We start from the raw sequence: 11,344 nt of genomic DNA, 5'->3' as shown, positions 1-11,344 counted from the left end.
GCAACGTCAACCTGAAGATCCTCCTCTTCAACAACCGCATCTACGGCCTTACCAAAGGCCAGTACTCGCCCACCTCCGAAGTCGGCAAGATCACCAAGTCGACACCGATGGGCTCCCTCGACGCGCCCTTCAACCCGGTGTCCCTGGCCATCGGCGCCGAGGCCTCCTTCGTGGCACGCACCGTCGACTCCGACCGCGCGCACCTCACCGAGGTCCTGCGGCAGGCCGCCGCGCATCCCGGCACCGCCCTGGTGGAGATCTACCAGAACTGCAACATCTTCAACGACGGCGCCTTCGACGCCGTGCGGGACCGCCGGCGGGCCGAGGAGGCCGTGATCCGCCTGGAGCACGGCCGGCAGATCCGCTTCGGCGCCGACCGCGCCCAGGGCGTCGTACGGAACGCACGGACCGGCGACCTCCGGGTCGTCACGGTCACCCCGGAGAACGAGGCACAGGTCCTCGTCCACGACGCCCACGCGGCCTCGTCGGCCACGGCGTTCGCGCTGTCCCGCCTCGCCGACCCCGACACCCTGCACCACACGCCCATCGGCGTCTTCCGGTCCGTGGCCCGGCCGGTCTACGACGCCCGGATGTCCGACCAGCTCGAAACCGCCGTCGAGCAGCACGGCAAGGGCGACCTCGCCGCCCTCCTCGCCGGCACCGACACCTGGACCGTGGAGACCCCGTGACGTACGTCATCGCCCAGCCCTGCGTGGACCTCAAGGACAAGGCCTGCGTCGACGAGTGCCCCGTCGACTGCATCTACGAAGGCCCGCGCAAGATGTACATCAACCCCGACGAATGCGTGGACTGCGGCGCCTGCGAGCCCGTCTGCCCGGTCGAGGCGATCTTCTACGAGGACGCCCTGCCCGACGAGTGGTCCGGCTATCTCACCGCCGAACGGGAGGTCTTCGCGACGGCCGGAGCCGCGGCGACCGGCGGGGCGAGCGGGGCGGAACCCCTGGCCCGGGACCACCCGGTGGTGGCGGGAGAGCCGGTCGAAGCGGGCTGAGCCGCAGCGGTGCGGGGGCGTGGCCCGCGGGCTTCAGTGCGGCTTCCCCGGTCCTTCAGCGGAGTCCGGCAACGTGCACCCCGTCAAGCGCACGTGCCCAGCAAGTTCCGCAGAGCCGCCGGACACCGCCGCAGAGGAATCCCATGGACACCTACACCGCTCCGTCCCCCGCCTTCCTCGGACCCCACCATCTGGTCCACAGGCCGGCCAGCCCCGAGGCCTATCTGCTGAAGGCGACCGCGCCGGTACGACAGAACTTCGCCTTCTCCGCAGAACTGCCCGCAGAACACCCGCTGTTCGGCGACTGTGTGTCGCGGTACCACGATCTGCTGTTCCCCGTGGAGTCGCTGCACCAGACCATGCTGTTCGCGGCGCGCCGCTACTTCAGAGTGCCACCGGGCTGGCACCCCGTGGTGGCCTCGGGCAGCGCCGCGATCACCCGCCTGGACGCCTGGCGCCGCAGGGGCCCGAGAGCCGGGATCGCCCTGCACCTCGGGATGACACCGCTCGACGTCGTGGCCGGCGTGCCGCGCGGCCTGGAGTGCGAGGCCGCCGTCTCCATCGACGGCGAGCGCTGCGGCACCGCCTCGGCGCGGCTGGTCTTCCTCACCCAGGGCGTCTACCGCGGCCATCGCGACCTCGGGCGGCGGCAGAGCACGGCGTCCCTGACGGGCTGGGACGACGAGCCGCGGCCCGCGGGCGTGCCGCGGCCCGAGCAGGTGGGTCACCGGGACAGCCGCAACGTCCTGGTCGGGCTGCCCGAGCGCACCGGCGCGGAGGGCCACGAGGAACTGGCCTTCCCCATCGACGCGAAGGCGGCGGCCGGGCTCCGGCTGGAGGCCGACGCGCCCGACGAGGTGCCACCGATGCTGTTCCTGGAGGTGTCCCGTCAGGTGGGGCTGCTCGCCACCGCCGAGCTGCGCGGGTTTGTCCCCTCGCACGCGGTGCTGTCCCGGTGGCAGGCCACGTTCCGCGGCTTCGCCGAGCCCGGGCTGCCGCTGCACTGCACGGTGCGTGAGAGCGCGCGCCGCACGGACGGGCGGGTGTGCCGGGACACCGCGGGCCGGCCGGTGGTCGAGCTGCGGCTGTCGTTCCTCCAGGGCAGCCGGGTCGTGGCGCGGATCTCCGCGTCCGTGCTGCAGGACTGCTGAGGCGCGCGATGCGATACCGAGTACTCGGCCCCGTGCACATGACGCCTCGTATGCCGTCCGCGGCCAAGCCACGCGCGGTCCTCGCCACCCTGTTGGTACAGCGCAACACGGTGGTGTCCACCCATACTCTGATCGACGAACTGTGGGGTGCACAACCACCACGCACGGCCACCACCACCCTCCAGGTGTATGTGTCCCAGCTGCGCAAGGCCCTGCTGGCGGGCCCCGACGGCACCGTGGCGGAGACCGGCGCGGAGCAGCCGCTGCTGACCCGGCCGCCCGGCTACCTGATGCGGGCCGACGCGGCGGAACTGGACCTGGCCGTCTTCGAGTCGCTGCGGGCCGAGGGCCGGGCCGCCTACGGCCGGCACGAGTACGAGGCCGCGTCGCGGGCGCTCGGCCGCGCGCTGGGGCTGTGGACGGGCCCCGCGCTCTCGGGCATACCGCACGGCCCCACGCTGGAGACCTCCGCGATCCGGCTGAACGAGCTGCGCGCGGAGGTGCTGGAACAGCGGATCTCCGCCGATCTGCGGCTCGGGCTGCACCAGGAACTGGTCGGTGAGCTGATGGCCCTGGCACACGAACACCCGCTGCGCGAGACGCTGCACTGTCATCTGATGGTGGCGCTCTACCGGTCCGGCCGGCAGTCCGACGCCCTGCACGTCTATCAGCGGGCGCGGCGCTCGCTCGTCGACGAGTTGGGGGTGGAGCCCGGGCCGGTGCTGAGCAGGCTCCAGGAGCGGATCCTCGCCTCCGACCCGTCGCTGGCCCGGCACGGCGAGCCGGAACGCCGGCTCGTACCGGTGGGCGGATCCGGCGGGCGCCCGGCCGCCGGGGCGCCCGGCGGGCCGGCCGACGGACCCGCGGGCGGCGTACGGGACGCGGGGCCCACGGTGTGGCTGCCGCCGGCCGTGGCGGACTTCACCGGACGCGAGGACCAACTGGCCCTCGGTGAGCGGCTGCTGGGGGACGAGCCGGCCGGCCGGAACCGGGTGCTCGTGCTGTCGGGCCGGGCGGGCGCCGGAAAGACGGCGCTCGCCGTGCGACTGGCCCACGGCGCCGCCGACCGGTTCCCCGACGGACGGATCCTCGTGACACTGCGGGACGCCGGCGGGCGGGCCGTCGAACCGAGGACCGCCATGGCGACCCTGCTGCGACGGCTGCGCGGGCCGCAGGCCACAGCGGCGGAAGAGGACACCGCCGCGGCACCGCCGCTGCCGTCGTCGGAGGCGGAGCTCGCGGAGCTGCTGCACCGGCGCGCCGAGGGCCGCAGGATGCTCGTCGTCCTGGACGACGCCGTCTCGGAGGCGCAGGTCCGGCCGGTGCTGTCGGCGCTGCCCGACAGCACGGTGATCCTGACCAGCCGTCAGGTGCTCGGCGCGCTGGAGAGCGTGCGACGGCTGACCCTCGACGTGCTCTCCGCGCCCGAGGCCGAGGCACTGCTCGCGGCGTGCGGCGGCGAGCGGATGCGGGACGAGCCGGAGGCGGCGGCGGAGATCGCCCGGCTGTGCGGACGGCTGCCGCTGGCCCTTCGGGTGGCCGCCGCCGGGCTCGCGGCCCGCCCGCACTGGACCGCCGCCGGGCTCGCCCGGCGGCTGCGCGACGAGCGCACCCGGCTGGCCACGCTCGCCCTCGGCGACCTCGACGTACGCGGCACTCTGCTGACCGCCTACCACGACGTGGACGAGGAGGCCCGGCACGCCTTCCGGCTGCTCGGGCTGGCCCCGCTGCCGGACTTCGCGCCCTGGACCGCGACCGCGCTGCTCGGCGCGGACCCGGCGCGGGCCGAGCGGCTCACCGAGCGGCTGGTGCAGGCCCATCTGCTGGAGGCGCGGCGGCGGCCGGGGCGGCTGGCCCCCGTGCGCTACGGCTTCCACGCGCTGCTGCGCTCGCTGGCCCTCGACGTGTCGGCCGAGGAGTCACCGCAGGAGGGCACCGCGGCCGTGGCACGGCTGTGCCGCGCCTACCTGGCGCTGGCCCGGCACGCCGACGCGCAACTGGCGCCCGGCCGGGACCGGCTCGCCCACGAGGCCGAGCCCGTGGCCGGGATCTCGCCCGAGGAGGTGGTCGGTGGCGCACCGCTGCGGTGGTTCCAGGAGGAGTCGGCGGGTCTGTCGGAGGCCGTGCGGCAGGCCCATGCGGCCGGGCTGTGGCGGCTGTGCTGCGCCCTGGCCTCGGCCGCGGCCGGCTACTACGAGGCGGGCGCCCTGTGGGACGCGTGGGAGTCGACGCACGACCTCGCGCTGGACGCGGCCCGCAGGTCCGGCGACGTCCACGCGGAGGCCGTGATCCTGCGGTCCCTCGGCGACCTGTCCTGGCAGCGCCACCGGACCGCGCAGGCCGTCGACCGGTACCACCTCGCCTGGCACCTGTTCGTCCGGCACGGTGACCGGGCGGCGGCGGGCCGCTGTCTGTCCGCCGAGGCGGACGCGCTCCTCGCGATGGGGCACGTCGGCGGGGCCGGGCGGGGCTATGCGCGTGCCCTGTCGGTGAGCCGGCCGGCCGGTGACGTGCGTGGCGCGGCGGAGTCGCTGCGCGGACTGGCCCTGGTGGCGCAGCGCGAGGGCCGCCACGAGGAGGCGCTGGCCCGCCTGGCGGAGTGCGAGAGCGCCGCGCGCTCGGCCGGCGACCACCGCTGGAGCGAGTACGCCCGACGCACGGCCTTCGCCCTGCGCACGGCACTCGGGTCCGGCCGGCCGGCCGCTGTGGCCTCGATCCCCCTCGAAGTCCGCCCCGGCGTCTGGCTGTTCCACCCGGCACAACCGACCCGACGAGCCGCATGAGAACCACCCGCGCCCCGAAGGGGCGCGGGTGGTCTGCGCGACCGGCCACGACGGTGCCGCGGGCGACCGACGGCACATCGCGGCCTGTCCGGCGGAGCGCTCAGCGTGCCTGCGGTTCGTCCTCGTCCAGCGCCGCGACCAGGGCGTCGACGATGGCCGGGTCGAGTGCCGTGGCCGCGGCCAGGTCCGCGGTGCGGCCGAATCCGGCGTCGCCGACCGCGACGCCCAGGGTGTAGCGGCCGGCGAACGACACGGTGTGGAAGGCCCAGGCGCCGACCGTGCCGGGGGTGCCGTCGGGGCGCAGCACGTCCGTGGGCGCGCCGTCCGGGCTGAAGCCGAAGTCGGTGAAGGGGAACAGCATGCCGAGGCCGATGGCCTTGCTGTAGGCCTCCTTCAGGGTCCACAGGCGCAGCAGGGCGGGGTTGCGCTCCGCGGCCGGCAGGGCCTCGATCCGCTGAGCCTCGTACGGGGTGCACATGTGCCGGCCGAGTCCGGAACCGTACAGGACGCGGTCGGTGCGCTCGGCGTCGACGCCGATGGTGCCGTCGCCGGCGAGGCCGACCAGCAGCAGGTCATCGGTGTGGCTGAGGCTGATGTGCAGCCCGTCGTAGCCGCGCAGGCAGGGGCGGCCGGTGAGGCCGTAGCCGAGTTCGACGGACTGGGGCCGTACGCCGAGCGCCGCCGCGGCGGCGAACTTCAGCAGGACGCGGGAGGCGGCGAACCGGGTACGGGCCTTCGGGTGCGTCAGTTCCCGGTAGCGCTCCCAGTCCCGGCCGAGGAGCGCGCGCAGCCGCCGTGCGCCCGCCCCTTCGGGCCGCCAGTCGTCCTGGCGGGCGCAGAGCACCGCGGCCCCGTGCCGGTCCAGGTCAGCGCGTACCCTGCTCCAGCCCGCCGAGGGGCCGCAGATCGCGATCGGTTCGCCGAGGGTCCGGCCCGGGGTCCGGCGCCCAGGTGCCGTCATCGAAGGTCTCCATCGTGTGGTGGAGATCGGACAGCACGTCGGCCGCCGTCGCGCCGTCGATCACCCGGTGGTCGAAGGTGAGGCCGAGCCGCATCATCGGCGCGGGCACCACGGCGCCGTCGCGGACCACCGCACGGTCCACGACGCGGCCCGCGCAGAGGGTCACGGCGGTGCCGCCGGCCGAGTGGAAGCCGTCGACGGTCCCGTGGCCGAGCGAGCTGACCGAGACGGTGCCGAACACGCCGGCGCGCCGGTGCGGATCGCGCAGGGCCGCGGCGAAGGCGGCCCTGCCGAGCGGGACCGGGAGCCGGCCCAGCATCCGTACGCCCTTGAACTCGGGGAGTTCGGCGGCCTGTTCGCCCCGGTAGCGGTCGATGCGCTGCTGGATCTCGCGCAGGTTCGCCGCCTCCAGACCGGGCACGAGCGCCGAGAGGACGGTGCGTTCGCCCTCGACGGGCCGGTCCAGGGCCACCTTGGCGGTGACGCCGTCGAAGCGGACGATCCTCGGCCGGCGCAGCAGTGCGGGCCAGCCGGGTGCCATGACGGCGTTCGCCTCCGGGTGCCGGTCGAGGACCCGCCCGGCCGCGTACAGCAGATAGCTGACCACCGAGTAGCGCCGGCCGTTGTCGCGGGCGGCGGCGCGGTGCGCCTGGACCCGGGTCATGTCGACGTCGGTGTCCAGGTGCACGGGCCGCTGGGCCGCCGCCCACTCCAGGAAGTACAGGGTGTGGCGGCGGCGCCGTACGGCCTCGGCGGTGGTGCTCACCCGGTCACCGCCAGCTCGTAGATCTCCTTGAGGCTGCGGGCCTCCAGGACCCTGCCGACCGGGACCTTGCGGCCGATGGCGGCTTCCAGGGCGGTGACCAGCTTGAGCAGGTACAGCGAGTCCCAGTCGGGCAGTTCGTCGAAGTCGGCGGCCACCTGCGCGGGGGCGAGCGGCATGCCGATCTCGTCGTTGACGAGCCGGACGTAGTCGTCGAGGGTGAAGCCGCCCGTGGCGGGCGCGGGGGCGGTGCCGTCGATGCTCATATCTTCTCCAGGGCGAAACCGGCCTTGATCCACTTGCTGGACTCCACGGCGACCGCGAGGGCCCGCTCGCCGTCGGTCATCCGCTCCAGCAACTTCTCGATCTGCAGGAAGGGCAGGGCGTTCCCGTTGTTGCCGGTGTCCGCGACGCACGAGACGTCCTGCGCGGCCGGCACGTCGAGTTCCTCGGTGATCCGGCGGGTCATCCGGCCGGACAGCTGGGGCGGCAGCAGATAGTCGAGCTGGTCGGCGTCCCAGTCGAGTTCGCCGAGCATCTCCCAGAGGATCTCGCCGGCCATGACGGGCACGGACTCCTCGATGGCCTTGTAGTCCTCGGTGAGGGCCTGCCGGTCGTCGTACCGGTCGGCGAGCCCGAACCACTCGATGATCTGACCTGGCTTGCGGCCCAGTCCGGTGAAGCGGTTGAGGACGTGGCGCAGCGCGACGCGCTGTCCGCGCGGCTCGTCGGTGAGGACGGCCGCGCCGGCTCCGTCGCCGAACAGGACGTAGTTGACGAGGTCGCCGGGGGCGGCGCCGGACACGTCGCGCCCCAGGTCGAGGTGTTTGCTGCACACGTCGCCGCCGATGACGAGGCCGGTGCGGTACTGGCCGGAGGCGATCATCGCCTGGGCGACGCCGAGGGCCTGTACGGCGCCGGCGCAGCCGGACTGGAGCTGGAAGGTGGGCACCTGGTCCAGGCCGAGCTGATCGGCGACATGGTTGACGGTGGCGGGCATCAGGGTGTCGGGGGTGGCGGTGCCGAGCACGATGAACTCGATCTCGGACGGGTCGGTGCCGGGGGCGGCGAGTGCCCGCTCGGCGGCCTGCGCGCACAGGTCGGCGAGCGACCAGCGCACCACTCCGGTGCCGAGGTCCCGGGCGAAGTACCGCGTCCTGGTGCCGATGAAGACCTCGATCCACTCCTCGTTGATGCCGAGCACCTTGGCCAGGGTGGCGTTGTCCACCGGGTCTCCGGGCAGCGCGGTGCCGATGGCGGCGAGATGGCTGGTCGCAGTCGTCGGGGTGGTCATGCCGTCCTCTCCTCTTCCCTGAACGCCGGGTTCTCCTGGCTGTCGCCGTGGTGCGCGGGACCGGGCGGCGCCGCGCCGGATTCGCGCAGGAAGGCGACGAGGTCGCCGACGGAGGAGAGCCGGGGCAGCAGGTCCTGGACCGTCAGGCCGGCGACACCGGCGAGCCGGGCCTCCAGCCGGTTCTTCAGTTCCATGATCATGACGGAGTCGAAGCCGAGGTCCTCGTAGAGCCGGTCGTGCGGGCCGATCTCGGCGTCGGCGTAGCCGCCGACCTGTCGGACGGCGTCGAGGACGGCGTCCGCGACCGGGTCCGCCGGGCCGCCGGGCCGGTCCAGGGTGCGGACGGCGGCGGAGGCCGCGGTGGTCTCCGGTTCCCGGTGCGCGACGGACGCCGGGGCCGCGGGCCCGGCCGCCGGTCCCGTGGTCCGCACGGAATGCCTCGCCCAGTAGCGGGTCCGGGTGGAGAAGGCGTACGGCGGCAGCGGGTGCGCAATGCGTTCCCCGGGTGGGTACGCGGCGTCCCAGTCGGGTTCGACGCCGCCGCGGTACAGCGCGGCGAGGGCCTCGGCGAGGTCCCGGCCGGCGGACTCGGGGCCGCGCACCGGCAGGACATGTGCCGGGCCCGCGCCCGCGGCGGGCCGGTCGAGGCGGCGCACCATCCCGGAGAGCACCGGCTGCGGGCCGAGCTCCACCAGGTGGGTCGGGTCCGCGGCGAGCAGCGCCTCGGCGGCGTCCGCGAACAGCACGGTGGCGCCGATGTGTTCGACCCAGTACGGGGCGTCCATCGCCTCGCCGTCGAGCACCCGGCCGCGTACGGTCGAGTACACCGGGAGCTCCGGCACCGTGCCGCCGATCTCGTCGGCTATCTCCGCGAAGCGGGCCAGTACGGGCCGCATCAGCGGTGAGTGGAACGCGTGCGACACCTGGAGTCTGCGGGTGGTGATTCCCTCGGCGGCGATCGCGGCGCCGATGCGTTCCAGGGCCGCCAGGTCGCCGGAGAGCACGGTGGCGGTGGGGCCGTTGACCGCGGCGACGCCGACCAGGGGTTCGGGCTCGAGCCACGCGGCCAGGTCAGCCCGGGCGGCCCGAACGGACAGCATGCCGCCGCCCGCGGGGAGTTCCTGCATCAGGGCGCCGCGGGCGGCGACCAGCCGGGCGGCGCCGTCCAGCGGGAGCGCCCGGGCCAGGACGGCGGCGGCGAACTCGCCGACGCTGTGACCGAGGAGCATGCCGGGGCGCACGCCGAGTTCCGTCAGGGTCCGGCCGAGGGCGTAGCCGACGGCGAACAGTGCGGGCTGCGTCCACCGGGTGCCGTGCACCGCGTCGTCGCCGGTGAGGATCAGGTCGCGCACGGACCGCCCGGTGTGCGGGAGCAGCGCGGCGTCGGCCTCGTCGAGGAAGCGCCGGTACAGCGGCGACTGCGCGTACAGTGCGGCGGTCATCCGCGGGTGCTGCGCGCCCTGTCCGGTGAACAGGAACGCGATGCGGGGCCGGCCGGCGGGAGGAGCGGAGAGCCGGGCCAGCAGATCGGGATCGTCGGCCGACTCGCGCAGCGCGGCGACGAGTTCACGGGTGTCCGTGGCGGCGGTCGCGAAGCGGTGCCGGTGGCCGGTCTTGACCCGGTTGCTGGATCTGGCCAGCGGGCCCAGCGGCACCCGGCGGGCCGCTACCGCGTCCGCCTGGGCCAGCAGGTTGCGGCGCAGCGCGTCGGCGTTCGGCGCGGTGAGGGTGAAGACGGCGGCGCCGATGCCGCCGGGCGCGGCGCCGTCGGCCGGTTCGGGGCGGGCGGCGGGCGCGGACTCCAGGACGGCGTGGGCGTTGGTGCCGCCCATGCCGAAGCTGCTGAGTCCGGCGACGATGGGTCCCGTGGGCAGCCGCAGCGGTGCCTTCAGCAGCCGCAGCCCGTGGTCGCGCAGTTTGAGCTGCTTGCTCTCCTTGGCCGCGTAGCGGCTGGCGGGGACCACCCGGTGGTGCAGTGACAGGGCGACCTTGATCAGCCCGGCGATGCCGGCGGCGCCCTCGGTGTGGCCGAGGTTGCCCTTGACCGAGCCGAGCGCCATGGGCCTGCCGCTGCGGCCGGCGTGGTGGTGGCCGAGCGCCTTGACCTCCATCATGTCGCCGAGGCCGGTGCCGGTGCCGTGCGCCTCGGTGAAGACCACGTCGGCGGGCTCGACCCCGGCCCTGTGGTAGGCGGCGCCGAGCACCTCCTGCTGGGCCCACCGGTTGGGCGCGGTCAGCCCGTTGCTGCGGCCGTCCTGGTTGACGGCGGTGCCGCGGATGACGGCGTACACGCGCTGGCCGTCGGCGAGCGCGTCCCGCAGCCTGCGCAGCACGACCGTGCCGACGCCCTCGCCGCGGCCGATGCCGTTCGCCTCGCTGCTGAACGGCTTGCAGCGCCCGTCGGGGGCGGAGAGCCCGGCCTGGGTGTAGAAGATCGACAGGGCCGGGGTGAGGCTCACGTTGACGCCGCCGACGAGCGCGTGGTCGCACTCCTCGGCCAGCAGGGCGTTCACCGCGAGATGCGCGGCGACCAGCGAGGAGGAGCAGGCGGTGTCGACGGCGAGGCTCGGGCCCTTCAGGTCCAGGTGGTACGAGATCCGGTTGGCGGTCATGCAGTAGCCGTTGCCGGAGCCGACCTGGGCGGTGACGTTGGCGTAGTCGGTGAGGTGCAGGTGCGCCCACTCGTTGCCCATGATGCCGACGTAGACCCCGGTCCGGGTGCCGGCGAGGTTCCGCGGCGCGATCCCCGCGTCCTCGACCGCCCGCCACGCGGACTGCAGCAGCAGCCGCTGCTGGGGGTCCATGGCGGCGGCCTCGCGCGGGGAGATGGTGAAGAACTCGTTGTCGAAGGCGTCCGGGTCGGCGATGAAGCCGCCCTCGGTGGTGTTGGTGCGTCCTTCCTCCCCGGCCTGCGAGTGGAACTCCGTGACGTCCCACCGCTGCCGTGGCACCTCCCCCACCCCGTCTGCGCCGCGCATCAGCAGGTCCCAGTAGGCGCCGGTGTCGGGCGCCCCCGGGAATCTGCAGTCGATGCCGACGATGGCCACGGGTTCCATCAAGCGCCGCCACCCTGCGCGGTGTCCGCGGCGAGCTCCGCCAGGAGGTGGCCGGCGAGCGCGTGCACGGTCGGGTAGTCCCAGGCGACCGTCGGCTCCATCACGACGTCGAAGTCGTCCTCGATGTCGCCGCACAGGCTGAGGGCGGCGACGGAGTCGAGGCCGTACTCCGCGAGGGGCACGTCCGGGTCGATGTCGGCGGGCTGCCGCTTGAGGTAGAGGGCGATGCGCTCGGCCAACCACGTGGTCAGAGACTCGGTGGTGTGTCCGGTGGTCGGAACGGGCATGGTGCACTCCTCGGCGGGGTGAGCGGTGGTCGCGTGC

Annotated in this window: 10 protein-coding genes; 4 read left to right on the top strand and 6 right to left on the bottom strand. The window is 74.4% G+C overall.

Features of this window, described 5'->3' with window-relative positions; translation table 11 throughout:
• The 4 genes from CTZ28_RS24680 to CTZ28_RS24665 form a co-directional block, all read left to right on the top strand.
• On the top strand, positions 1 to 689 hold a 689-nt coding region (locus CTZ28_RS24680), incomplete at its 5' end, for a thiamine pyrophosphate-dependent enzyme (RefSeq protein WP_259471789.1).
• Positions 686 to 1,012 (top strand): ferredoxin, encoded by a 327-nt coding sequence (gene fdxA, locus CTZ28_RS24675; protein ID WP_121891852.1) that lies wholly within the window; start codon positions 686 to 688, stop codon positions 1,010 to 1,012. The genes CTZ28_RS24680 and fdxA, both read left to right, overlap by 4 nt.
• 143 nt (positions 1,013 to 1,155) lie before the next feature.
• Complete coding sequence (locus CTZ28_RS24670) at positions 1,156 to 2,163, top strand: AfsA-related hotdog domain-containing protein (RefSeq protein WP_121891851.1); 1,008 nt, start codon at positions 1,156 to 1,158, stop codon at positions 2,161 to 2,163.
• Between the two features lie 8 nt (positions 2,164 to 2,171).
• Positions 2,172 to 4,946, top strand: a complete 2,775-nt coding sequence (locus CTZ28_RS24665; RefSeq protein WP_121891850.1) for an AfsR/SARP family transcriptional regulator — start codon at positions 2,172 to 2,174, stop codon at positions 4,944 to 4,946.
• 100 nt (positions 4,947 to 5,046) lie between these two features.
• On the opposite strand, the gene CTZ28_RS24660 is transcribed toward CTZ28_RS24665, so the two are convergent.
• From CTZ28_RS24660 to CTZ28_RS24635, 6 genes are read right to left on the bottom strand one after another with little or no spacing between them, the layout of a single operon-like run.
• A complete protein-coding gene (locus CTZ28_RS24660) occupies positions 5,047 to 5,907 on the bottom strand; it encodes a 4'-phosphopantetheinyl transferase family protein (protein ID WP_121891849.1) in 861 nt (286 codons plus the stop codon).
• Complete coding sequence (locus CTZ28_RS24655; RefSeq protein WP_259471788.1) at positions 5,813 to 6,673, bottom strand: 2-oxo acid dehydrogenase subunit E2; 861 nt, start codon at positions 6,671 to 6,673, stop codon at positions 5,813 to 5,815. The genes CTZ28_RS24660 and CTZ28_RS24655 overlap by 95 nt, the downstream gene beginning before the upstream one ends.
• The gene (locus tag CTZ28_RS24650) at positions 6,670 to 6,936 is read right to left on the bottom strand and encodes an acyl carrier protein (RefSeq protein WP_121891848.1); all 267 of its coding nucleotides are present in this window, start codon (positions 6,934 to 6,936) and stop codon (positions 6,670 to 6,672) included. The genes CTZ28_RS24655 and CTZ28_RS24650 overlap by 4 nt, the downstream gene beginning before the upstream one ends.
• The gene (locus tag CTZ28_RS24645) at positions 6,933 to 7,964 is read right to left on the bottom strand and encodes a 3-oxoacyl-ACP synthase III family protein (RefSeq protein WP_121891847.1); all 1,032 of its coding nucleotides are present in this window, start codon (positions 7,962 to 7,964) and stop codon (positions 6,933 to 6,935) included. The genes CTZ28_RS24650 and CTZ28_RS24645 overlap by 4 nt, the downstream gene beginning before the upstream one ends.
• Entirely contained in the window at positions 7,961 to 11,020 is a 3,060-nt protein-coding gene (locus CTZ28_RS24640; RefSeq protein ID WP_121891846.1) for a type I polyketide synthase, read from the bottom strand. Before CTZ28_RS24640 ends, CTZ28_RS24645 begins: the two co-directional genes overlap by 4 nt.
• Positions 11,020 to 11,307, bottom strand: a complete 288-nt coding sequence (locus CTZ28_RS24635; RefSeq protein ID WP_121891845.1) for an acyl carrier protein — start codon at positions 11,305 to 11,307, stop codon at positions 11,020 to 11,022. The genes CTZ28_RS24640 and CTZ28_RS24635 overlap by 1 nt, the downstream gene beginning before the upstream one ends.
• Positions 11,308 to 11,344: the final 37 nt, after the last annotated feature.

The organism is Streptomyces shenzhenensis (genome assembly GCF_003688995.1).
In the GTDB taxonomy this organism is placed as follows: Bacteria; Actinomycetota; Actinomycetes; order Streptomycetales; family Streptomycetaceae; genus Streptomyces; species Streptomyces shenzhenensis_A.
Note: the sequence above shows the minus strand (reverse complement) of the source record. Positions and strands in the feature narration are given on the sequence as shown.